This is a genomic window from Flavobacterium ardleyense (assembly GCF_033547075.1).
Classification (GTDB): domain Bacteria; phylum Bacteroidota; class Bacteroidia; order Flavobacteriales; family Flavobacteriaceae; genus Flavobacterium; species Flavobacterium ardleyense_A.
This window is the reverse complement of the sequence record NZ_CP137891.1, coordinates 1,814,200-1,839,004: the sequence shown is the minus strand read 5'-3', so window position 1 is coordinate 1,839,004 and position 24,805 is coordinate 1,814,200. Positions and strand designations below refer to the sequence as shown.

Annotated in this window: 22 protein-coding genes; 11 read left to right on the top strand and 11 right to left on the bottom strand. The window is 35.3% G+C overall.

Annotated features, from left to right (window positions below; translation table 11 throughout):
* Positions 1 to 131 precede the first annotated feature (131 nt).
* Entirely contained in the window at positions 132 to 704 is a 573-nt protein-coding gene (locus SBO79_RS07980; RefSeq protein WP_318639893.1) for a Crp/Fnr family transcriptional regulator, read from the bottom strand.
* A 574-nt stretch (positions 705 to 1,278) separates the two neighbouring features.
* On the opposite strand from SBO79_RS07980, the gene SBO79_RS07975 reads away from it, so the two are divergent.
* The 6 genes from SBO79_RS07975 to SBO79_RS07950 all read left to right on the top strand — a co-directional run bounded on the left by SBO79_RS07975 (position 1,279) and on the right by SBO79_RS07950 (position 9,269).
* Entirely contained in the window at positions 1,279 to 2,007 is a 729-nt protein-coding gene (locus tag SBO79_RS07975; protein ID WP_318639892.1) for an LOG family protein, read from the top strand.
* A 95-nt stretch (positions 2,008 to 2,102) separates the two neighbouring features.
* Positions 2,103 to 4,922 (top strand): gluzincin family metallopeptidase, encoded by a 2,820-nt coding sequence (locus SBO79_RS07970; RefSeq protein WP_318639891.1) that lies wholly within the window; start codon positions 2,103 to 2,105, stop codon positions 4,920 to 4,922.
* 184 nt (positions 4,923 to 5,106) lie between these two features.
* Entirely contained in the window at positions 5,107 to 7,497 is a 2,391-nt protein-coding gene (locus SBO79_RS07965; protein ID WP_318639890.1) for an alpha-ketoacid dehydrogenase subunit alpha/beta, read from the top strand.
* Between the two features lie 89 nt (positions 7,498 to 7,586).
* Complete coding sequence (locus SBO79_RS07960; RefSeq protein ID WP_406600230.1) at positions 7,587 to 8,204, top strand: Crp/Fnr family transcriptional regulator; 618 nt, start codon at positions 7,587 to 7,589, stop codon at positions 8,202 to 8,204.
* A 105-nt stretch (positions 8,205 to 8,309) separates the two neighbouring features.
* Positions 8,310 to 8,603, top strand: a complete 294-nt coding sequence (locus SBO79_RS07955) for a hypothetical protein (RefSeq protein WP_318639889.1) — start codon at positions 8,310 to 8,312, stop codon at positions 8,601 to 8,603.
* Between the two features lie 201 nt (positions 8,604 to 8,804).
* Positions 8,805 to 9,269 carry a hypothetical protein gene (locus SBO79_RS07950; protein ID WP_318639888.1) on the top strand — a complete coding sequence of 155 codons (465 nt, stop codon included), beginning with the start codon at positions 8,805 to 8,807 and terminating at the stop codon, positions 9,267 to 9,269.
* 799 nt (positions 9,270 to 10,068) lie between these two features.
* On the opposite strand, the gene SBO79_RS07945 is transcribed toward SBO79_RS07950, so the two are convergent.
* The 9 genes from SBO79_RS07945 to SBO79_RS07905 all read right to left on the bottom strand — a co-directional run bounded on the left by SBO79_RS07945 (position 10,069) and on the right by SBO79_RS07905 (position 20,559).
* The gene (locus tag SBO79_RS07945) at positions 10,069 to 11,124 is read right to left on the bottom strand and encodes an o-succinylbenzoate synthase (protein WP_318639887.1); all 1,056 of its coding nucleotides are present in this window, start codon (positions 11,122 to 11,124) and stop codon (positions 10,069 to 10,071) included.
* A gap of 251 nt (positions 11,125 to 11,375) precedes the next feature.
* Positions 11,376 to 12,053 carry a metal-dependent hydrolase gene (locus SBO79_RS07940; protein WP_318639886.1) on the bottom strand — a complete coding sequence of 226 codons (678 nt, stop codon included), beginning with the start codon at positions 12,051 to 12,053 and terminating at the stop codon, positions 11,376 to 11,378.
* A gap of 12 nt (positions 12,054 to 12,065) precedes the next feature.
* Positions 12,066 to 13,025, bottom strand: coding sequence for a 1,4-dihydroxy-2-naphthoate octaprenyltransferase (gene menA, locus SBO79_RS07935; RefSeq protein WP_318639885.1), 960 nt, complete (start codon positions 13,023 to 13,025; stop codon positions 12,066 to 12,068).
* A gap of 30 nt (positions 13,026 to 13,055) precedes the next feature.
* Positions 13,056 to 14,549, bottom strand: a complete 1,494-nt coding sequence (locus SBO79_RS07930; RefSeq protein ID WP_318639884.1) for a PH domain-containing protein — start codon at positions 14,547 to 14,549, stop codon at positions 13,056 to 13,058.
* Positions 14,549 to 15,064 carry a PH domain-containing protein gene (locus tag SBO79_RS07925; protein ID WP_318639883.1) on the bottom strand — a complete coding sequence of 172 codons (516 nt, stop codon included), beginning with the start codon at positions 15,062 to 15,064 and terminating at the stop codon, positions 14,549 to 14,551. Before SBO79_RS07925 ends, SBO79_RS07930 begins: the two co-directional genes overlap by 1 nt.
* Positions 15,065 to 15,110: 46 nt before the next feature.
* Positions 15,111 to 15,950, bottom strand: a complete 840-nt coding sequence (locus SBO79_RS07920) for a 1,4-dihydroxy-2-naphthoyl-CoA synthase (RefSeq protein ID WP_318639882.1) — start codon at positions 15,948 to 15,950, stop codon at positions 15,111 to 15,113.
* 51 nt (positions 15,951 to 16,001) lie between these two features.
* Positions 16,002 to 16,847 (bottom strand): CvfB family protein, encoded by an 846-nt coding sequence (locus tag SBO79_RS07915; RefSeq protein ID WP_318639881.1) that lies wholly within the window; start codon positions 16,845 to 16,847, stop codon positions 16,002 to 16,004.
* Between the two features lie 98 nt (positions 16,848 to 16,945).
* A complete protein-coding gene (gene menD, locus SBO79_RS07910; protein WP_318639880.1) occupies positions 16,946 to 18,598 on the bottom strand; it encodes a 2-succinyl-5-enolpyruvyl-6-hydroxy-3-cyclohexene-1-carboxylic-acid synthase in 1,653 nt (550 codons plus the stop codon).
* Between the two features lie 221 nt (positions 18,599 to 18,819).
* Positions 18,820 to 20,559 (bottom strand): aromatic amino acid hydroxylase, encoded by a 1,740-nt coding sequence (locus SBO79_RS07905; RefSeq protein ID WP_318639879.1) that lies wholly within the window; start codon positions 20,557 to 20,559, stop codon positions 18,820 to 18,822.
* A gap of 222 nt (positions 20,560 to 20,781) precedes the next feature.
* Here SBO79_RS07905 and SBO79_RS07900 point away from each other — a divergent pair, with 222 nt between their 5' ends.
* Positions 20,782 to 21,282: a GNAT family N-acetyltransferase gene (locus SBO79_RS07900; RefSeq protein ID WP_318639878.1), complete on the top strand. Its 501-nt coding sequence runs from the start codon at positions 20,782 to 20,784 to the stop codon at positions 21,280 to 21,282.
* Between the two features lie 11 nt (positions 21,283 to 21,293).
* Here the strand turns inward: SBO79_RS07900 and SBO79_RS07895 are convergent, their stop codons facing one another.
* Positions 21,294 to 21,893, bottom strand: coding sequence for a glutathione peroxidase (locus tag SBO79_RS07895; RefSeq protein WP_318639877.1), 600 nt, complete (start codon positions 21,891 to 21,893; stop codon positions 21,294 to 21,296).
* 158 nt (positions 21,894 to 22,051) lie between these two features.
* Between SBO79_RS07895 and SBO79_RS07890 the strand changes: the two genes are divergently transcribed.
* From SBO79_RS07890 to SBO79_RS07875, 4 genes are all read left to right on the top strand, one after another.
* Entirely contained in the window at positions 22,052 to 22,570 is a 519-nt protein-coding gene (locus tag SBO79_RS07890) for an RNA polymerase sigma factor (protein ID WP_318639876.1), read from the top strand.
* A 3-nt stretch (positions 22,571 to 22,573) separates the two neighbouring features.
* Positions 22,574 to 23,362, top strand: a complete 789-nt coding sequence (locus SBO79_RS07885; RefSeq protein ID WP_318639875.1) for an anti-sigma factor domain-containing protein — start codon at positions 22,574 to 22,576, stop codon at positions 23,360 to 23,362.
* Positions 23,359 to 24,045: an alpha/beta fold hydrolase gene (locus tag SBO79_RS07880; RefSeq protein WP_318639874.1), complete on the top strand. Its 687-nt coding sequence runs from the start codon at positions 23,359 to 23,361 to the stop codon at positions 24,043 to 24,045. Before SBO79_RS07885 ends, SBO79_RS07880 begins: the two co-directional genes overlap by 4 nt.
* Before the next feature lie 177 nt (positions 24,046 to 24,222).
* Entirely contained in the window at positions 24,223 to 24,804 is a 582-nt protein-coding gene (locus tag SBO79_RS07875; RefSeq protein ID WP_318639873.1) for a YceI family protein, read from the top strand.
* Position 24,805 lies beyond the last annotated feature (1 nt).

Sequence of the window (24,805 nt, the reverse complement as noted above, 5' to 3'; positions counted from 1 at the left end):
TAATTGGTGTTCTCAAATTTATAAAAATTGGGCTAGCTATCGGAGCTGTTCCGATAAATTCTTTTGTACGAGCCTGATAGCAAAAGACCTGCAATAAAATCAGATTTTACCGTGAGTGTAGCTTGTGCAAATTATTTAGAAGTATCTCCCCTACGTATTCGGCTCAAGGTTTCTTGAGTCATTCCTAAATACGATGCAATATGTCCAAGCGGAACCTGATAGACAATATCTGGAAATTCTGTGAGCATATAGTCGTACCGTTCACGTGCGGTTTGAAACTGAATAGCATTTAGTTTATTGATAATTTTTGTGAGCATTTCGATAGAAACGATTCGACCTAACTTTTCCATTTTTGGATATTTGGCAAAAAGCAAGTCAATATCTTGTTTTGAAATACTATATAAGGTTGAATCTTCGAGAACTTCTAGATAATATAAACTTGGGCTTTGCTGAAAAAAACTGTCAACACTAGACATAAATTTCCCAACTCCAAAAAACCATTGTGTAATTTCTTTGCCGTTTTCATTAAGGTAATAACTTCTGCCCATTCCTTGCTCCACATAATATAATGACTTGCAGATTTCTCCGTTGCGTACAAGAATTTGATTTTTACAAGCGTATTCTATTGCGAAGTGAGTAAGAATATCATTCAATTCTTCTTCTGTGAATACTACTAAAGTGTTTAGAAAGTCGGAGATGCTCATAGAATTATTCTAATTGTAAGTGTGCGTGAAGTTGGTTACAATATAATAAATTTTGATTGAGATTTTTGAATAATTTGCCAAATGAAAGCTGATATAAGATAAATTTTTACTGCTGGAACAAAATTTTAAAATCTAATATGTAAAAACGAAATGAATTGCCACAGCAACTAAACTTTACTTATATTTGATAACGATAGAAAGTATTGTTAATAGTGAGAATATTGCTTTAGAATAAGAATTTAGCATCTTATTTTTGTTTTGAAAATGCCGAGCATTTCATTTGGAAAAAATAGTTCTTCTAGCAATCAACAGAATATAATTAAATAAAATTTTGGATAGAGAATTACTTATTAATCCTAAACTGCTAGCCCTGATTGGAGTGATCCCGATCGAAGTGAACAAAAGCAGCAAATCGCGCAGGCAAGTAAACTATTTTTTCTTGACATAAAAGAGTGACCAAACTCCTATTCGGTACGGGGATGCTTTTGTAGCTTAGAAAAAAGCATTGTGCCAAAGATTTACATAAAAAAGCAGGATTTAGTTCCTAAATAAAACAAAATAATATTAAAAGACGATGAGATTAGAAGATTTTGATAATGATGAAGAAAAGGTAATTATTGACCGATTGAAGCAAAAAACTTGGAACGAAATTCGTACCAATGACTCATGGGCCATTTTTAAAATTATGGCCGAATTTGTCAACGGTTATGAAGCGATGGGTCGAATTGGACCGTGCGTAAGTATCTTTGGATCGGCCCGAACAAAGCCCGAAGATCCATATTATATTTTGGCCGAACAGATTGCTTTTGACATTAGTACAGCAGGTTATGGCGTGATTACTGGTGGCGGACCTGGAATTATGGAAGCAGGAAACAAAGGTGCAAATCGTGGAGGTGGAACCTCTGTAGGACTAAATATTGAGTTGCCTTTTGAGCAGCATTTTAACCCTTATATTGACAAGGATAAAAATTTGAATTTCGATTATTTCTTTGTCCGCAAAGTAATGTTTGTCAAGTATTCGCAAGGATTTGTTATTATGCCAGGAGGTTTTGGAACATTAGACGAAATGTTTGAAGCGATTACTTTAATTCAGACTAAAAAAGTGGCGAAATTTCCAATAATTTTGGTAGGATCTGATTATTGGAGTGGATTAATGGATTGGATTGATCAAGTTTTGAATACCAAATACATGAATGTGAGTCCAGAAGATCTAAAATTAATAAAAATCGTAGATAGTGCAGAAGAAGTCGTTGATGTCTTGGATAAGTTTTATAAAAAATACACTCTTAGTCCAAACTTTTAAACATTGCAAAATAACTGCAGACAGCTGCAGTTATTTTTCTAAAAACAGGACTTCATCGCAATTTTTAATCTTATTCACGTAACAACAAATACTCTTTGAATTTTAATTTTCGCCCATGTTATGTTGGATTGCTGCTTTTATTTGCGGTAGATGCAACTGCGCAACATCATATTAGAATTGAGGCAAATTTGAATGACCAGACAAAAACATTTGAAATTAGTCAGACTATTTTGTACAAAAATCAAAGTCAAGATACTTTGCAAAATATCATCCTAAATGATTGGAATAATGCTTATTCATCCAAAAACACGCCCCTTGCCGGACGATTTTCGGACGAATTTGTCAAAACTTTTCATACTGCGAAAAAGGAAGATCGAGGTTTTACAAAGATTACCTCTATCGAAAGTCAGGACGAAACTCTTGTATGGAATCGAGTGGACAATCAGATTGATCTGATTTCTATTTCTCTAGAAAAACCTTTGAAACCTGATGATGAAGTATTAATTCAAATTTCCTATTCCATAAGGTTGCCAAATGCACGATTTACAAAATATGGATACGATGAGCAAGAAAGTTATGCCATTCGAAATGCTTTTTTATGGCCCGCTTTGCGTGAAAATGGTGATTTTTTACTTTATAGTAATCTTAATATTGACGATGCAGCAAATGCTTTGGCAGATGTGGAATTGACGGTTTATACCGAAGTTAACAAATCTATTACCAGCGATTTAAATATTGAAAACAACAAAGATTTTGCAGTTCACAAGTTCGTTGGAAGCAATCGCTACGATTTTAGTTTATATATTGAAAACAAGAGTGATTTTTTGAGTTTTAAAAATAAGGATATTGAAGTCCTTAACAACATTAAGTCAAAAAATGTCGACGATATCAGAAAGGCGATTATTGTTGATAGAATTGTTGAATTTGCAAAAGAGAAAATTGGTGCTTACCCTTATCCCGTGATAACAATTTCGCAGGTAGATTATGAGCGAAATCCGTTTTACGGTTTTAATCAATTACCCTCTTTCTTAAAGCCTTTTAGCGAAGATTTTGATTATGAGATTAATATTCTAAAAACCTACCTCAATGCGTATTTGAAAAATTCGCTTCCGCTAAATAAACGCAAGGATAATTGGATTTACGACGGAATTACTACGTACTATATGATGGAATACTTGCAATATTACTATCCAGATGCAAAAATGTTGGGTAAAGTTGCGAATTTCCGATTATTAAATAGTTTTCACTTGGCGCACATTAAGTTTAACGAGCAGTTTTCATACTTCTATATGTTGATGGCTCGTAAAAATCTTGATCAGCCGATTGGTGATCCAAAAAACACCTTGATAAAATTCAATGAGCAGATTGCTGGAAAGTATCGTGCAGGTTTGAGTTTTGAATATCTCGACGACTATCTGGGCAACAATATTTTGAATACTAGTGTAAAAAATTTCTTCGAAGAAAATAAAGTTCAAACTACAGTCAAAGCGCCATTTGAAGACCTCTTGCGAAAAAACACTGATACAAATATCGAATGGTTTTTTGACGACATTATACACTCTAGAAGGGTAATCGATTATAAATTTGGAAATCTAACCAAAGATAAAGATTTTGTCTATTTTGATTTAAAAAACAAGACTGGAACAAATGTGCCGATTCCAATTTACGGATTAAAAGACAATCAAGTAGTTTTTAAAAAATGGCTTGATGAGACTTCAACAATGAGCGCTTACAAATTGCCAAGAATGGATGCTGATAAACTCGTGATAAACTACGAAAATGTGGTGCCAGAAATGAATTTGCGCAACAACTGGAAATCGTTAAAGGATTATAACATTACCAATCGTCCAATCAAATTTACTTTGATGAAGGATTTAGAGGACCCATATTACAATCAGATTCTATATGTTCCAACGATTACTTATAACCTTTATGACGGACTAATTCCAGGTTTGAGATTTCATAATAAAACTATTCTTGACAAACCGTTTATCTACGATATTAATCCTGCGCTATCTACCAAGCAGGGAACAATTAGCGGAAGCTTTCTCCTAGCTGTAAATCAAAATTACAGAGAATCAAAACTCTATAATATGCGCTATTCTCTTAGCGGGAATTACTTTCATTACGCGCCTGATGCGAGTTATTTACGATTGAATCCGCTTGTAATGATGCGAATTCGAACCTCCGATTTTCGAGATAATGAGCAACAAGCTGTAATGGTACGGCAGGTAATTGTGAGCAGAGAACAATCAGCTTTTGTAGCAGATGATCCTCAAGCAAAGAATTACTCTGTATCCAACGCCAAATACTATTTCTCCGATTCAGAAGCTACCAAATCATTTGGCTTTGTATCAGAATTGCAATACGCAGACAAATTTGGAAAAGCGATTGTTCAGGCGAATTATCGAAAACTTTTCGAAAATAATACTCAAATAGACTTGCGCTTTTATGCCGGCGTTTTCGCTTTTAATAATACAAAATCTGACTTTTTTAACTTTGCTTTGGACCGACCAACGGACTATCTTTTTGACTATAATTATTACGGAAGATCTGAGACAACAGGACTTTTTAGTCAACAGTTAATTATGGCAGAAGGCGGTTTTAAATCTAAATTCGAAAATCAATTTGCCAACCAATGGATGACTACATTAAATCTTGGTGTTAATGTTTGGAATTGGATTGAAGTTTATGGCGATGTTGGATTGCTGAAAAACAAAGGTTATAATGAACGCTTTGTTTTTGATAGCGGCATTCGACTCAATCTTGTTCAAGATTATTTTGAACTTTACTTTCCCGTTGTATCATCAAATGGTTGGGAGATTGCGCAAGATCGATACGATCAGAAAATTAGGTTTATAGTGACATTAAACCCGAAAATCTTATTAAATCTCTTTAATAGAAAATGGCTTTAATGTAATTGATATAATTGAAACTTTGCAGAATTTTCTATATATCGGATTGTTTATAAATAATCTTTAGACAAAATACAGTCATTTTTATTGATTCATCAAAATTGAGCACATTTTAATTTAGAATCTTATTATGAAATCAATGAGTTTTTCTTTAAATTTGTGTCCGAATTTGATACCACATTATATGACACAAGCACAGACTAACGCAGCGCTTTCTTTTGAAGACTTTAAAAAAGAAGTTATTGGAGACTACAAAATAGCTTCAATAAGTAGAGAATGTAGTCTTCTTGGAAGACGTGAAGTTCTTACAGGAAAGGCAAAGTTTGGGATTTTTGGCGATGGTAAAGAAGTACCACAGCTAGCAATGGCAAAGGCTTTTAAGAATGGAGATTTCCGTTCTGGATACTACCGCGATCAAACTTTTATGATGGCTATTGGACAACTTACTATCGAGCAGTTCTTTGCTGGTTTGTTTGGACATTCAGATATCAATCACGATCCAATGTCTGGCGGACGTCAGATGGGTGGCCACTTTGCTACTCATAGTTTAAATGAGGATGGAACTTGGAAAAATTTAACACAGCAAAAAAATTCTAGTGCCGATATTTCTCCTACAGCTGGACAAATGCCACGATTACTTGGACTAGCTCAAGCGTCAAAAATATATAGAAATTTACCAAATATCGACGCAACTAATTTTAGCGAAAGCGGAAATGAAATTGCTTGGGGTACAATTGGAAACGCAAGTACCTCCGAAGGTTTGTTTTTTGAAACAATCAACGGAGCTGGTGTTTTGCAAGTACCTATGGTAATGAGCGTTTGGGATGATGAATACGGAATTTCGGTTCACGCAAAATATCAGACTACCAAAGAAAGCATTTCGGAAATTTTAAAGGGTTTTCAAAGAGACGAAGACAATAAAGGCTACGAAATATTTAAAGTAAAAGGTTGGGATTATCCTGAATTAATTTCAGTTTACGAGAAAGCTGCAAAAATTGCTAGAGAAGAGCACGTACCAGTTTTGATTCACGTAACCGAAGTAACTCAACCACAAGGACACTCTACTTCAGGATCGCACGAACGCTATAAAAATGCCGATCGACTTACTTGGGAAGGCGATTTTGATTGTAACAAGATGATGAAAGAATGGATGGTTTCTTCTGGAATCGCCACTCAAGATGAACTTGATACAATTGATGCTGACGCTAAAAAAGAAGTTCTAGAAGGCAAAAAAGCAGCTTGGATTGCATTTACAAAACCAATGCAAGACGAAAGAGCTGAACTAGTTTCACTTCTTGAAAAATTGGGAGCTAACGAAAAAGTTGCAAACTATATTTCAGATTTAAAATCAATCAAAGATCCAATTCGAAAAGACATCTTAAGCACAGCACGTAAAGTTTTACGTCTTGTAATCAAAGATGGTGCTCACGCGGAATTGTCTTCTTGGATTCAGAATTATACAGAGAAAATTCAACCAAAATTCAGCGCTCACTTATTTTCAAATTCAGAAAAAAACGTATTTTCAGTAGAAGAAGTACTTCCTGTTTATAATGAAGATTCGCAAGATGTTGATGGACGTGTAATTATCCGCGACAATTTTGACTCTATTTTCGCAAAATATCCAGAGTCTTTAATTTTTGGAGAAGACGCTGGAAATATCGGAGATGTAAATCAGGGATTGGAAGGTCTTCAAGAGAAATATGGCGAACTGCGCGTTGCAGATGCCGGAATTCGTGAAGCTACTATCTTAGGTCAAGGAATTGGAATGGCGATGAGAGGTTTGCGCCCTATTGCCGAAATTCAGTATCTTGATTATTTGCTTTATGCAATCCAAATTATGAGTGATGACCTTGCAACATTGCAGTACAGAACTTGTGGAAAGCAAAAAGCTCCGCTTATAATTCGTACTCGTGGTCACAGACTTGAGGGAATTTGGCATTCAGGTTCGCCAATGGGAATGATTATCAATGCTATTCGTGGAATCCACGTTTTAGTGCCACGTAACATGACCAAGGCAGCAGGTTTTTACAATACATTATTACAAACAGACGAGCCAGCTTTAGTTATCGAATGTCTTAATGGATATAGACTTAAGGAGAAAATGCCAACAAATATTGGGGAATTCAAAACACCAATTGGAGTTGTCGAAACTTTGACCAAAGGAACAGATATTACACTTGTTACTTACGGATCTACTGTTAGAATCGTGGAGCAAGCAGTAAAAGAATTGGAAGAAGTTGGAATTTCTTGTGAGCTAATTGACGTTCAATCGTTACTACCATTCGATATTAACCACGACATCGCAACAAGTGTTGCTAAAACCAATAGACTTCTAGTTATTGACGAAGATGTTCCTGGAGGAGCTTCGGCATATATACTTCAAAAAGTTGTTGATGAGCAAAATGCGTACAAACATTTGGACAGTAAGCCAGAAGCATTAGCATCAAAAGCGCACAGACCATCTTACGGTACGGACGGAGACTACTTCTCAAAACCATCGGTAGAAGATGTTTTTGAAAAAGTGTACGCAATGATGCACGAAACAGATCCTGCAAAATATCCAAGTTTATTCTAAGATAATTTCCATATTTCAAAAGCCAAAGATTCGTCTTTGGCTTTTTTGTTTTAAATTGTCACAGTTTTAATATTTAAAGGAGAGAAAAATTGATTGGAAAAGAGAGAACTAATTTGATTTCTGTATCGCTGCTAGAAAGTGTAGATGCTAAAAAGATTCTGCTAAAAAAGGGTGATATTTTATTCCGCGAGGGACAAAAGTCCAATTTTTATTACCAGGTGATTTCAGGCGAAATCAAAATGAATAATTTTAACGATGAAGGAAAAGAATTCATCCAAGGAATCTTCACCGCAGGTAAAAGTTTTGGCGAACCTCCGCTCCTATGCGACCTCACCTATCCTGCCAATGCCGAAGCGTTGACTGATGCTGAACTTTACACTGTCGAAAAGAAAGCTTTTTTCGAACTACTTCTGGCGAATCCGGATGTAAATCTAAGTATTTCGCAATACTTAGCCGAAAGACTTTATTATAAATCAATAATGGCTACCGAAATTTCGACTCACGAACCTGAACATAGAATTTTGAAGTTAATTGATTATTTAAAATCACAAGATAAAATCTCTTTAGACACTAAGTATCGAGTGGAGCTAACACGTCAGCAAATTGCTGATTTAACAGGATTGCGAGTAGAAACTGTAATACGTGCCGTGAAATCTTTAGAACGCAAAAAAGAGCTGCAGATCGAAGATAGAAAGATATTCAGATAAAATTGTCTTCTAATTTACGAATTATGATTGAACGCATAAATGTGGACCGTGTTGCTGTAGTACCTTTATACTATTATAATAAAAACAACCTTTATCACACATATTATGAACACATATCAACATTCAATACGTAGAATAGAACAGGGAATTTTCGGATTTGTAGCGGGCGGTGTTTTAGCACAAAGTTGCCTAGGCTCTATTGCAGCCATGTTAATCTTGCAAAATGGTATTAGTTTACCTCAAATGTTTCAACTCTTTCTTGCAGTGGCAGTAACGATGACTTTTAATGGTGCCGTACTTTCCAATCAGAAAGCCAATATTCTCCTACCATTATTAATAATAAGTACCGTAGTAAACTCAATTTTGGCTATTATAAACTTGTTAACATTTGTCTACTAGAAATTTTAAAACTCTATTTTGATACGCTGCAATTCAGATTTGATTTATTACAATCAAACTGAACTGCAGTTTTTTTGTTATGTAGAGATCTCCGAATGTTAAAACATCTTTAAAAACCTTTAACATTAAAAGTGCATTTTAGATTTTTTTGTAATTTACAAATCCAAAAAAAAATGAACCAAACTAAAATTTAAAATTATTATGAAAAAGATTGTAATGTTCTTCTGCGTTTTAGCCTTTGTAGGTTGTAAAACTAAAAAGACTGTTGTTGAAAAAGTCGAAGCTCCAAAAGTATTTATGCTGACCGTAAATGAGATCAACAGTACTCAAAAGGCGAAAGCATATAGCTTAGGAAAACGCGTATTGATGACTTGCAATACTTCCAAATTCACACCTTTTTCTGCCACCGAAGCAACTGCCGACGTTAGAAAAAACACCACAGAAGCTAGACTTACTCAAACTTGTCACAAATTTCGCCTAAAATATGGCGAATTCAAAGATTTAAAGCTTGCCGAAGTTTGGATGGATAATTCAACCGGCCAGACTGTTTACAGATTCAAAGCTGATTATACTAAACCAATTGCTAATAAGGAACTACGTGTTTTTATGAACAATAATAATCAAGTTGCAGCAATTAAATCATTGGACTGGAAAGCTGGGCTTTAACTTTTAGCTTTTAGCAACATAAATTACGGAAAACTGTCAAGGGTTATAAAATATAATCGTTGACAGTTTTTTCATTTGTAGCGATTAGCTTCTAGCTTCCTGTTTTGCACACTTTGTTATTGCGAGTAATTTTAGGCTTTCGCCGAAAGAACATTAGCAACACGACTTGGGTTGATGAGAAACTTAGTCTTCGCAAGACATCTAGCGGGGGATTTTGTCTTCGGTTGAAGCAGTAAGTGAGATTTAGGATTTTTTGATTTACGAGTTAAATTTTGGAGCTTCGAAGTCCAGAGAATATTAGAATCAAAAAGTCTGAAATTTGGTATTTTGAGGCGGGAGAGTAATTTGAATTTAAATCCACACATTAAATGTTTAATTGAAAAATAATAAAATTATATAAAAAGTAACTTTAGGTTAGTAAGCGTAATTATTTAACTAAAAGCATATTATAAAATATTTTAAATTGAAATACTGTTAAACGACAGCGACAAATTTGCTGTAATTAAACTTATAATGGGAGCAAAATCCATTAAATAAAATCCGACACTTTCTTAGATTATGCGACACGGAAAAATAATTAACAAAAAAATAATCCGCTGTTAGCAAAGCGGATTGTTTTTGATTACAGTACTTCGAATTCCAAATTAACTTTAAACATGGCGCGTGAAGTAGTTTAGAATAGCTTTTTAGAAAGAAACTCGCTGCTCACATACAAGTTTGATTGACTTAAATCACCTGCTCTTAAATCGACTCTTTTGAAATATTAGATTATTCTATCTACTAAAACAGTAATTGCATTCTACCTTGATTTAATTTTTGCCCAATCAGGCACTTCCCAAGCTATTTCTGGATCGTACCACAAAGCTCCCTCTCGCACCACTAGCGGGGATTCAAAGTTGTTTGTGTACAAACTTCCAGTTCCTAGTCCTTGAGGCATTTCACTCTTCAAACAATAAGTCCACTGCGCAATCGCATTCAACCCAATATTGGATTCCAAAGCGGAAGTGATCCACCAGCCGATATTTAGTTTTTCGGCGATTTCAATCCACTGCATCGAGCCTCTAAAACCTCCAACCAAACTAGGTTTTACAATGATAAATTGAGGCTGAATTTTGCTCAATAAATCTTCCTTTTCCTCTGCAGAGAACACTCCAATTAACTCCTCATCAAGCGCAATGGGAATTTTACTATGTTTTGCGAGCTCTGCCATTGTGTCATACTGCTTTATTTGAATTGGCTGCTCTATGCTATGTATTTGATAACCAGATAGTATTTCTAATTTACTTAAAGCTTCATTTGCAGTAAATCCACCGTTTGCATCGACCCTAATTTCCATCATTTCAGGAGTGAAATGAGAGCGAATATAGGCTAATAATTCGACTTCTTTGTCAAAATCTATCGCTCCAATTTTGAGTTTTATACAGTTGAAACCGGCTTCGATTTTCTCCTCAATTTGCACCTTCATTTCTTCCGAAGTTCCCATCCAAACGAGTCCATTTATCGGAATGCTCTTCTCCCCTTTTTTGAACGCTGAAGGGAACAATTCGAAAGGCGTTTTCCCTTCAAGAGACTTGAAAGCAGTTTCGATTCCGAATTGTATTGATGGGAATTCGATTAGCTGATTCCACAACTCAGCAACCCCTAAATGAATATTTTCGCAAGTCCATTTTAGTTTTTCTTCATAATCATCGCGATCGTCGATACTCAAACCACGGAGTATTCCGCACTCGCCTATTCCAGTTTTACCGTCTTTTTTGAGCACTATAAACCAGGTCTCCTTAGTTAAGAGCACACCGCGTGATGTGCCACTCGGTTTTTTTAATTCGAGCACATGCTTGTGATAATTTGCAGTCATAATAACATGGTTGTAATGAATGAGAGAACCCTAACCCTGATAGAAGCGCACCCGAGCGAAGCGAACTGGCGAAGCAAATCCCGGAGCACTAATGTTGATTTTTTGCCGACAGAAAAGAGCGACCGATAGTCCCGATAGCTATCGGGATCCTTTTTATGGCGTTGCAAAAAACAGCATTAGACCGAGGAATTGAAGAGTATAGCAGGACCCGAGCATAGCGAACTGGCGAAGCAAAAAGTTACTGAAAAATATTATAATTCCAATGATTCGCCAATTTCTAGCAGCATCAAATCCTTGTCTTTATCAAAGAATTTACGCTTAGCTTCGGCATGATCAATTTCGATAAATCCAAAAGTATCATAGTGGTATCCTAAGATTTTATCACATTGAATAAAATCTGAAGCGATAATCGCATCCTCAATATCCATTGTAAAGTTATTGCCTATCGGAAGAATTGCAAGATCCAATTTGGTACGCATCGGAATCAATTTCATATCCATCGTAAGCGCTGTATCGCCAGCAATATAAATATTCTTATGCTCGCCTTCGATCACAAAACCGGCAGGATTACCGCCGTAAGTGCCGTCAGCAAAGGAACTAGAGTGAATTGCATTGACCATTTTAAGACGGCCAAAGTCAAAATCCCAGCTTCCGCCGTGGTTCATAGCGTGGGTTGTAAAACCTTTTTTCTCATAATAGCCAGCAACTTCGGCGTTGGAGACAATCGTTGCATTTGTACGCTTTGCAATCGCTTCCACATCAAGCGTGTGATCCTGATGCGCGTGGGTAATCAGAATAAAATCAGCTTTTAGCTCATCAATATCTATATGCGAAGCCTGCTCATTTGCCGAAATAAACGGATCAACAAGTATATTAATCCCTTTAATTTGAAGTCCTAAAGAAGCATGTCCGTAAAAAGTAATAATCATAATAGTATGTTTTTAAGCATTATTTACTAAGATGTCTGAAATTAGGTAAATTAATCCTAAACACAGTAAAACCGATAGGAAAAATGTACTCAAAGCAAGTTTTTTAAGCTCTGGATCTAGCGCTCGCGGATCTTTGTTGCGAGTAACTCGACGTAAATGAAGCGTTAATGGAATAAATGCTATCAAGAATAAATATTGGTCAAATTTGAATCCGACGCCGTTGTATATTAAAGCGAAAATAACCATACAAACCATTGCAGCAACCACCAAAAAGTAATGATATTTTTTGGCATTTGCTCCACCCATCTTTACTACTAGTGTATTTTTTCCAACTTTTTTATCGGATAATTCGTCTCGCATATTATTTAAATTCAGTACTGCTGTACTTAACAAACCTATTGAGATAGCAGGCAGAATCAGCTGTAAATCAACTTGTTTTGAGTGTAAGAAATTCACTCCGAGTGTGCTTACTAATCCGAAAAACACGAAAACGAAAATATCTCCCTGTCCCTTGTAACCATAAGCAGTATTTCCTACCGTATATCTGATTGCTGATGAGATAGCCAAAATTCCAAGACCTAAAAAGAACAGCGAATAGCCGATGTTTTCTTCTCCAAAAGCAAAATATATTAATGCTATTGCTGACGCCAAAGTTAGAATTGCAGTTACTATTATTCCTTTCTTCATCGCCGCTGGCGAAATCACTCCACTCTGAATGGCGCGCTTGGGCCCCACTCGGTCATCATTATCGGTGCCTTTGATGCCATCGCCATAATCATTGGCAAAATTGGACAAAATCTGCAATCCTAAGGTTGTTAAAATTGCAAATGAAAATACTTTCCAACTAAAGACATCAGTAGGAGTCAGAACCTCTTTTGTAGGATTCGCGAGGGCGTAGATACTTCCTACAAGAATTCCCGATATTGATAATGGTAATGTGCGTATGCGTGCAGCTTCGATCCAATGTCTCATTGAGCTATTTAGTTTTATGTTCTATTATAATTACATCCAATTGCTATTGGAGTTTTCGATTTGATACAGCCAATTGTTTACGTTTTGCTGTAAGATTGTAAAATTTGCGAGTGTGAAAGATACGCTTCCTGCCGCTGTATAAATGGTGACACTTCCAATATCAATGCTTCGATGCCAAAATCTTTGAGAAGTCGTAATAGCTTGAATCTTTTCTATACTTATTCTCTGCTTCTCAACATCCCAAGCGCCGCTCTGTTTTATAATTGTTTCTGTCCCAATTTGTAACTGATAATTTTTGAAGCTAAAATAAGAAATAAGTGCCACAGTAAAAATGTAGAGGGGAATTATTATGACTGCATTTTCGATTTTTTCGGTAGCAAAATAATTGATATTTAGAACAACTATCAAAGGTATCCCGATGAAAATCATATTAGTTACAAACAATTTTCGCCAATTTGCAAATATAGGATTTGCATTAACTTCTTCTGACTTAAAGATCATGTGCATGATAGCTTGACTTTCATTTTTATTACAGCCGGGAATTTCTAATATAGATTTATTGTTTTCGCTACTGCTTCCTAGTGCTTGTCGGATCTTTATTTGAAATAAATTCATCTTCTTTTGTAAGTAATTTTGAGAAATACTTGCAATCTGCACTCTTTCGGGTCTTAAAATGGTGCTTTTTGTTTTTAATAATCCAAATGACAGCAATAGAGAATTGCTTTCCTGTCGAATACTAAAGTTGTAATATTTGAGTAAAATACTGATTACGTTAATAATAAGGACTAATAAAATGCCTAATGCTACTAAAATCACGGTGAGTGTAAAGCCTAAACTTTGGCTCATATAATTTTCGATTTCGCCTTCCTCCAATACTTTAGTCTCGGTGAATTTGATGAAATTTTCGTAAATGGTAATTCCGAAGGCTAGTAATAGTGAGATGGTTTTTAGATAATTGGAAGTAATTCCCACTTTTAGCAGGGACATAAAGCCAATTTTCATAAAAACCTGAGGTTGTTCTACTTCCGAAAAAAATTCTTCTTCACTTTGGAGATCGGGAAGTTGAAAGTTTAAAAGTTGGGTTTTGAGCATTGTAGCGGCTGAATGCGACAGCGCTTTTATCTTTACTTCTGTCTCCGAAGCGCCCGCAGTATCAACCTCCAACGTAAAAACATTGATAATTCGCTGCAGTAAATTTTGAGTAATATTAACTTGTTGAATTTTCTGTAACTGAATTACGGTTTTGGATTTGGAAAAAATACCCTGAGTCACAACAAATTCTTCATGATCTGTATCGACATGAAATCTAAAATTTAGATATTTGAGATAAGCGACTAGTCCCATCAAAAAGAAGATTACAAATGAAGCAATCGCTACTAAAACTTTATCAAGGTTTTCTAATTTGAAGAGGTAAATTACAATCAAGGGCCAGAAGGCGCGCGCGGTCTTCTGAATTGTGTCTGCAAACATTACTACAATTCCGATTTTAGATTGTCGCTGCGGCTGATTGAATTGTGTATCCATTACAACTGTCTTAATATTTTGGCAGTAAGTAGGGTTTTGATGCGTTCAGCTTCCTCTTTTTGAATTCCGGGAATTTCAATATCGCTTCCCTTTCCGCCCGCAGTAAAAATTCCCACTTTAGCTAGATCAAATTGCTTTGAAACAAATCCTTCAAATAAAGTCACATGTTGCACTCTATTATAAGGTATTACACTTGTGCTAGTAGTTATAAATCCACTTTGGTAAATTACATCATGTTCTCTGAAAGCATACTTCTTACTTTTAAATCCAAAGAATTTTATGACTAAATAAACTATACAAAATATGATGTACATTCCGGAAACTATCAAATATGGACTAGAGATTTCTGGCTGATAGTAAAAATACAATGCGATTCCAATTCCAAAAAAGACTAAAAACAGCAAACTATTAATCAATACAACTTTCCAGTAATTGGGCTCAAGCGGCGTTAACTCCACTTCTTGATATGCGGGAAAATCGTCAGTCTGTATTTTTTGATTTGTAAAGTTCTCCAATTATTTTTAGATATTATAGTTTAAAATAGAGCAAAAAAAAGGCTGTTTATGGCAGCCATTTCTTTTCAAAATTTGGTTTCCTTTTTTCTAAGAAAGCATCTCGGCCTTCTTTTGCTTCGTCGGTCATATAGGCAAGTCTAGTTGCTTCGCCAGCAAAAACTTGCTGTCCAACCATCCCATCATCGGTCAAGTTCATTGCAAATTTCAACATTTTGATAGACATTGGCGATTTTCCTAGCACTTCCTGAGCCCATTCATAAGCAGTACCTTCTAGCTCTTCGTGAGGAATAACAGCGTTAACCATTCCCATTTCAAAAGCTTCTTGTGCTGAATAATTTCGACCTAAAAAGAAGATTTCTCTTGCTCTCTTCTGTCCAACCATTTTGGCAAGATACGCGGATCCATATCCACCGTCAAAACTAGTTACATCAGCATCGGTTTGTTTAAAAATAGCGTGTTCTTTACTCGCAAGAGTCATATCGCAGACCACGTGCAAACTGTGACCACCGCCAACTGCCCAACCTGGAACAACCGCAATAACCACTTTCGGCATAAAGCGTATAAGCCTCTGAACTTCTAGAATATTCAATCTGTGCATTCCGTCCTCGCCTACATATCCTTGATGACCTCTCGCTTTTTGATCTCCACCGCTGCAAAAAGAATAAACTCCGTCTTTACTTGACGGCCCTTCGGCAGAAAGTAGTACTACTCCAATAGAAGTATCTTCCTGAGCATCATAAAATGCTTGGTACAATTCAGCCGTAGTTTTCGGTCGAAAAGCGTTGCGTACGTCAGGTCGGTTAAATGCGATTCGCGCCACACCATTGCACTTTTTAAAAGTGATATCTTCAAATTCTTTTGCGGTAGTCCATTGAATTTCAGCCATAATAAACAGAAAATGTTTTAGATAGTTTATATTATAAAATGAGAATTAAAATTATTCTTGATCTTTCACAAGATAAATTCCGTCTTCCTTAATTTCGATTAGTTTTTCTTTATAAAGTAATCCGATTGCCTTTTTAAAGGTTTTCTTGCTCATTTTCAGAACTGTTTTGATGTCTTCAGGATGTGAATTATCATTCAATCTCAGGAAACCACGACTTGCTTTAAGCTCATCCATAATTAATTGAGAATTCGGCTCCACATTTTCATAACCAGGCTTTTGCAACATCACATCAATCTTATTATCAGGACGAATTGTCTTAATCCATCCAATCATACGATCTCCGGTGCGAATCGTTTCGTCAAAAATTTGATCTTTGTAAACCAAGCCTTTGTATGCTTCGTTGATAATCACATTTACGCCAGAATCTGTGATATGAGATACAATTAAGTCAACTTCTTCGCCTTCTTCAACTTTTAAATCCTCATTTTTAAGGAACTGATTTGTTTTACTTGAACCCACAAGACGATTTGTTTTCTCGTCCATAGTCATGTAAATTAAGTAACGTTTTCCTTTTTCCATCGGACGTGCTTGCTCTTTAAACGGAACAAAAAGGTCTTTTTCAAGTCCCCAATCCATAAAAGCACCAAACTCATTGATGTAATTCACCCGTAAAAGTGCAAATTCGTGCAGGTAAATATATGGTTCTAATGTTGTTGCAACAGGTCTTTCTTCGTGATCCAAGTAAAGGAAAACGGTAATTTTATCTCCAATTTCGTAGTGTTCTGGAACGTATTTATTTGGCAATAACACAACATCTTCGCTATCGTCTGTTCCTAGATATAGTCCCGGTGGCGTGTGTCTTAATATTGTTAAGGTATTATCTACTCCTATATTCATTGTAATGTATTCTAAATTTATTTGTGTGTAAAGATACAAAGATTGAAACTCTCTAATAATATTATGTTTGTAATAAGATTAGGCGAATTTATCTCCGTTTAAACTGCTTTGAAATAGTCTAATAATATCTGATCGTTGATTAAAGTTGGTGTGAAAATTTCAAGTATTGTTGGTTTATCATTATTTCGATAGAATTTCGGAATTTCTGCTTTTAGATTTTTTTTATCGCTTGCGCTAAAATATGAAAAGTCATACATATCAGCCAAATGTTCGGCATTTAGGTTATGTGAAGTTTCGAAAAATTCATTGAAAACCTGAGTTTCCTGATGTCCTGGCAAAATTCTGAAGATTCCTCCTCCTCCATTATTTACAATGATAATTTTGAAATTTGATGGGATGTATTTATTCCATAAAGCATTGCTATCATAGAGAAAACCGATGTCTCCTGTGATTAAAACGGTCTGTTTCTCTTGTGCAAATGCCGCTCCAATTGCGGTTGAAGTACTACCATCGATTCCACTTGTTCCTCTATTACAGAAGACGGCAATTGAAGAATCAATATCAAAAAGCTGTGCGTATCTAATTGCTGAGCTATTGCTAATTTGCAGTTGAGAATCTTTCGGTAATCTTTTTAAAATAACATCAAAAGCAGTAAAATCTGAAAATGGAATTTTTCCCAAATAATCCAAATGTTTTTCCTCCCTATATTTTTTAATTGACAGCATTTGATCTCGGTAATCGCTTTCTGTCGAAGCTTTTTCTGGCAAAACTGCTTTAAAAAACACCGAAGGTTCTTGAATTATGTGTTTTGAAAGAGCACCAAAAGAGTCATAAGCACGAATTTTATCAATATGCCAATGATTTTGAGGTTTATACTTTCGTAAAAATTGCTTTATCCTTTTTGAAACTACCATTCCACCGAAAGTCACTAGTAAATCAGGTTTAAAATTCACAAAATCTGCTTCTGAAAATGGTGTGATAATTCTATCGATATTTCCAACAAAATTCGGATTATGAAGGTTTGAAGTACTTTCAGTCATCACCACAATTGATGGATCGTTGGCTAATTTGGCTAAGATTTCTTCTGAAATTGTATTAGGATCATTTACTCCAACGAGAATGAGTTTCTTTTTGAATTCTGGCCAAAGTGCTATTTCTTCTTCAAAATTAAATTGAAGTTGAATGGAAGATTCAAAAGTAAGATTTGGCACAGAAACTGCTAAAACCTCGGTTGTCTGATATAAAGGTTCTTCAAAAGGAACATTTATATGAACAGGACCTTTTTGCTCTTTGGAAATACTGATTGCTTTTGCGATTTCTAAATCGTTCTCATCGCTTGCCTCTTCAGATAAATTGGCGTTGTAAAGCGAATGATTTTCGAAAACATTTCGCTGTCTGATGGTTTGGCCATCACCAATATCGATTTTCTCGGTTGGTCGATCGGCAGAAATTACTATAAGAGGAATTTTGCTATAGAAAGCTTCGGCAATTGCAGGATAATAGTTCAATAAAGCAGAGCCCGAAGTGCAGATAATTGCGACAGGTTCTTTGGTTTGTTGCGCGATTCCCATTGCAAAAAAGGCCGCACAACGTTCGTCAACGATGCTAAAACACTTAAAATTTGGGTTATTTACAAATCCTATGGTCAGCGGAGCATTTCGGGAGCCGGGAGAAATTACAATATTGGTAATTCCGTGAACGCGACAACTTTCGATGACCGTTTGCGCCAAAGGAATTTGAGGATAAATCATTTTAAGTATTTTATAATTTATAAAATTAGTCTGCTTGAAAATCAACTCACAAATTTAACATTTAGCATCGAAAGAAATAGCCAAATTCCTTCTAAAATTTTTTGATAATTCTCAACGATTTCTAATTAAATCAAGTCTTCTGAGAATTTTTAATCTTTCGGCGAAAGTCAAAAAAAAGAGAGACAATCTGCCTCTCTTTTAAAGTATATTTTTTAAATCTACTAACTTTCTAAAGTTTTGATTACCGCAATTCCTTGGTCAATATTCTTCATAACTTCTGGCCTTTTTAGCTTTAATTGATTCAGATGCGACATTACTGTTTCTGTTAAGGAACTATTTTCTTTGCTCGCAATTTCTAAAATTTCGACAGATAAAAGCCAATCAAAAGGATGATTTTTCTGTAAAACTCCAAAAACCACCTTGCAGTTTTCTACTGAAGGATTTTTTCTAATACTTCCATAAAGTTCATTCAGCTCAGCTTTTTCTACTGACATTTCGAGTTTCTGAGTTGTATTTTCTGAAACTTGCTTGATAATTTCAAAGCTCGAAGGATCGGCAGCACCTGCAAAAGCAGAAACTACTTTTTGACCAACGGCCATATCGTAAACTCCCCAAGACGGATCAAAAAGGATTTTTCCGTTATGCGTAACCGTACAATCTTTAAAAGTAATAATCATAATTTTACCTCTGATAGAGCGAGATCCTGTGATAATTTCGCCTTTTACCACTACTCCACCTTCAAATTTTAACGCTACAACCTTCCTCTCAAGAATTCCGTGTTGTTGCAAAACTTCAGGCGACATTTCTTCAATTGGCAAATCAATACCAATTAATTTTCCCAAAGTCGAACCGAAACCATGCGGATGTTGCTTGCTGCTATGTCCTACAAGTTCCTTATTACTGTATGATAAAGCGGTTTTTCCAGTTGTCTGAACATAAATTGGCATATCTTTTTCAGCAATTACATTTGTAAATACACCCGAAATCTGAATTCCACTACTCAACTCGATTGTTCCAATTGCGGCAGAATCAATCAGTTTTTCTATCCCTCGAAGTCCGCCGTGACGCACCGCCATTGTGTTGGCAAAATTCTCCAAAACCATCGAAAGATGCGCAAAGTCTGGCGTTACAAACAGTTGGGGCTGTGGTTTTGTAATATCAAATCCAACTTCTGCTGCTTCAATTGTGTAAGGCAGTTTTTTCACAGAAGCGCTCATACACGATTTACTTTCGCCAATCGAAGACAATAATCCCGCACCGTATAATTTAAAATCATCCACAGAGCCGATTAGTCCGTACTCAACCGTCCACCAATGTAGATTCCTAATCTGACCCATTTCTGACAGTTCTCCAAAGCTATTTTGTACATCCAAAACCGCCTTTTCTGCTGCCGAAATCTCTGCTTCGGTCGCGGTTTCAGATTCTTTGAGAATAGACAATGTTCTAATTACTTCGTATAATTCTTGATCTTTCGCTGAACTGATTGCTTTTGCACCAATTTCGCCAAATCTTTTTAAGTATTCGGCATATTCTCTATTGGCAATTATAGGTGCGTGACCCGCTCCTTCGTGCAAAATATCTGGCGCGGGAGTATATTCAATATGTTCCAATTGACGCATATCCGAAGCGATCACTAAAACTTGGTGTGACTGAAATTCCATAAAAGCATTTGGCGGAATAAATCCATCAACCGCAACTGCAGCCCATCCTATTTCGGACAAAATCCTATTCATCCCGTACATATTTGGGATTCTATCAATTTCAATTCCTGTCTTTTTCAGACCTTCGAGATAAGAACTATGCGCTACAGAAGGTAGATAACTTACATTTTGGCGCATGACAAATCTCCAGATTGCTTGATCGATATTAGTATAAAGATCATAATCTTGAGGTTTGATAAATTGTTGCAAATGTGCCGGAAGTTTCTCTAGTAGAGCGTTTGTCTTAATTCGTGCATCCATGATTTTAGGGATTAATTGTATTGAATAATAAAGATTTCTTTGAATGTCTCATGAACAGTTCAGTCTTAATGGTTACTAATATTTATTGTTGAGTGAATTTAATTTTAGAAAAAAAACAGAAAAAATGAGTAATGATTTTGAGTCTTAGAACTTTGAAAAGATTTAATTTTACAAAGAACTTTTGTATGGCGTTGAGCCTAAGCAAAATCAATAGTATGTCTTATGAGTGTAATAATTAGAGCCTGCAAATTATCTGACCTTGACGCCGTATTGGAAATAACCAACTACGCAATTCTAAAAACGACCGCTATTTATGATGATGACGCCAGAACAATGGTCGAACTCACAAATTGGTTTTTAGAAAAACAGGAGAAAAATTTCCCTGTGGTTGTTGCGGTGCAAAATGAAATTGTAATCGGCTATGGTACTTATGGTGCCTTTCGGCAAAAGTATGGAAGCAGATTTACGGTCGAACATTCTGTATACGTCAATGCTGATAATAATGGTAAAGGAGTTGGATCTATGCTTTTATCTGAATTAATCAATCAGGCCAAAAGCCAAAATATGCGCACTATGATTGCTGCAATTGATGCTTCAAACGAAGCAAGTATTGCATTTCATCGCAAATTTGGATTTAGAGAAATAGGAGTTTGCCACGAAGCTGGTTTTAAATTTAACCAATGGCTCGATCTATTACTGATGGAATTAATACTGGAAAGTTAAGAACGTTTTCATTATGCTTTAATCCAGTTTATGATTTCTGGATCGTTAGGCTCAACTTTAGACATAAGAACTTTTTCAAGTTGTCCGTTTTCGTTGATCAGATATTTTTGAAAATTCCACATGACTTTTGAATCCTCAAGTCCATTTTCAGATTTCTGAGTGAGATATCGATATATTGGGTTCATATCGTCTCCTTTTACAGTAATTTTTTCCATCATAGGAAAAGTAACTCCGTAGTTTTGAGTGCAAAATGCTGCAATTTCTTTGTTTGATCCAGGCTCTTGACCGTTAAAGTCGTTAGTTGGAAAACCAAGAATTACCAATCCGTCATTTGAATATTCTTTATACAACTTCTCTAGACCTTCGTACTGTCCAGTGTAACCACATTTTGAAGCTGTATTTACAATAATTACTTTTTTCCCTTTAAGAGAAGCAAGATCAAAAGTTTTACCATCGATGTCTGTTGCTTTGTAGTTGTATATTGATGTATTCATAACTTTTTTTGTTACTGTAGTTGTAGCTGCTTTATTTGATTTTTGTGCACAAGATGTAGTTGTTCCAATTGTAGCAAACAATAACATTAAAGAAAAAACAGAAATATACTTAGACATGGTAATTTTATTTAGAGCTAAAGTAGTCAAAGTTGACTAAGATGCACATTGCTTTTCGTTAAAGTACCATTAAAATTTCATTTATTCTTTCTCCTTAATATGTATCGCTATTTTCAGCTTCTAATAAAAGAAATGATAAATTTGCAAAAAATAAAAAAATGCCGCTAGACCAACTACTTAGTTTAATAGTAAGCCGCGACAAACGGGCTTCCTATTATATATATGACAAGTATGCAGAAAGTTTGTATGCTATAATTTGCCATTCGATTGATAAGCAGGAAATTGCCGAAGAAGCACTATTTGAAGTGTTTGAAAAGGTTTTTGCAAATATTTCTCAATTTAGCGACAGTAAAGGAACCTTTTTCGGATGGTTGTTAAGTTTGTGTCGCGAAACTATTTGCGAGAAGCAGACATCATTAAATTCGAATTTTAGCCCGAATCGAAACTTTGTTAGTACGATTACTAGCGAATATTCGAAATTTTCTATTATTAAAGAATACGGCGTACAGGAATTTGTGAAAAATTTACGCCCGAAATCTGTTCAGCAGTTGGATTTGTTACTGTTTAAAGGAAAAGGTATCGCATCTACTTCTGAAATATTGGAGATTTCTGAGAATCAATTATTTCTTAATATTAAACAAAGCGTTGACGATTTACGTGCCATTATTGCAAATTAGACTATGACTACTAAAGAATATATAGCTTCAGGAAAATTAGAAATGTACGTTTTGGGACATCTTTCTGAGCAAGAGAATATCGCAGTTGCAAAATTACGTCGTGCTGATTCTGAGATTAATTTAGAAATAGATAAGATTGAAGCAGCGATTATTCAGTTAACCGCTGCTCTATCACCTACGGTAACTTCAGAAATGATGGATGCCATGATTAGTAATCAAACCGCAAAATCTTCAAAATTAGAGAAAAAGAAAAAAACCAATTGGTCTGCAATTTTAGGCTGGAGTTTTTGTTTGCTTCTGTTATTGACGGCAACTTATTTTGGTTACGAAAATTCTGGTTTGATAGAATACCAAGTTAAAAGTCAAAAGGAAAAAACTGCACTGTTAGCTGAAACTGATTCGATAAAACAGCAGTCGGTTAGGACTGAAACTATTTTAAATTTACTTAAACTTCCAGCAACTCAAAAGCAGATTCTTGAATCTGAAGATAATTCGACCGATGTTACGGCAACATTATTTTATAATCATAACGAATTGACAGCAATTTTGGATTTGGCAAATCTTCCTGTTTTAGGTCAAGGTGAAGTATATCAATTGTGGAGCGTTACAGAAACTGAACAAGAATTGTTGTATAAAGGCGTTTTCATTAAAGATTTTTCAAAAAAAGAAAGCAACAATCTATATCTTCTTGATGGAGTTACGGCGGATAGGTTTGTGTTGAGTATTGAAACAGATAGCAACACTGTCGAGCCCTCTCCTATCCGATTTATACAAAAAGAGAATTACTTATGAAGAATATAATTTTGATTCACGGCGCACTTGGCCACAGTTCGGATTTTGACGCTTTGGCTAATTTACTGTCGGTAGATTTTAAAGTCTATTCACTACTTTTTCAAGATCACGGAATAAATAATAATTCCAACAGCGACCTGACAATTCCGAGATTGGTCGAGGAGTTGGATGAATTTATAAATACAAATGCTATTGAGAATCCGAATGTCTTTGGTTATAGTATGGGTGGTTATGTTGCTTTATGTCATTCGATCAAATTTAAAAGTAAGATTGGAAAAATTGCAGTCTTGGCAACTAAATTCAAATGGAGTCCTGAAATTGCATCCGCAGAAATATCATTTTTAAATTGGGCTGTTATTGAAGAAAAAGTACCAAAATATGCCAATCAGTTAAAAAATATTCATGGTGAGGACAATTGGAAAATACTTATGTCAAAGACCACAGACTTAATGTTAGATATTGGCAGTCAAAATTATTTGACAAATACCAATCTTTCTCTAATTGAAATTCCTGTTCAATTTATGCTAGGTGATTCGGACAAAATGGTGAGCCTTGATGAAACGTTAGCGGCTCGAAGTTCTATTAAAAGTTCAAGTCTTGCGGTTTTACCTAATACCAAACATGGATTTGAAACTTGCAACACCGCAACTTTAGAACTAACGCTCAGGCATTTTTTTAAATAAAATATAAGTAAACAGATTTAAATTACTGATTTTTTGCAGTATTTATTTTTAATTTACTTTTCATAACCATTAAGTTATTCTTAAAACAATTGAGATTTACTTCTGATTTGTGTAAATTTACTTTTGAGCCCTTTTACTATTTTGACGAGGGAAATTATTAATTAATATAATATTGTTATGAAAAAAATTTATGCTCTTCTACTTTTTACAGCATTCAGTTTAAACTCATTTGCACAAAAAACTTGGCTTGCAGACCCCAACCACTCTCAATTATCCTTTGATATTACGCACTTGACAATTTCGAGCGTGGAGGGTTCATTTACAGATTTTGACGCACAAATTGTAAGTGACAAAGGCGACTTTAGCGACGCATCAATTGAGATGAGCGCCAATATGGAATCTATAAACACGCAAGTGGCTGCCCGCGATAAGCACTTACGCAGCGAAGATTTCTTTGATGTAGAAAACTATCCAAAGATGTATTATAAAAGTACTTCGATTAGAAAAGATGGAAAAGAAAAAGGACGTTATGTGGCAAATGGCTACCTAACTATGCATGGAATTGTAAAGCCTTTGGAACTTAAAATTTGGTTTAGAGGTATTATAGAAAACCCTTCAAATAAGGAAAAGGTAGCTGGATTCCAAGTTACGGGTACCTTATTAAGAAGCGACTACAAGGTAGGCGAAAAGTTTCCTGAAGCGATGTTAAGTGATAAGGTAATGCTAAAAGCTGATCTCGAATTTTCAGAAAAGAAATAAA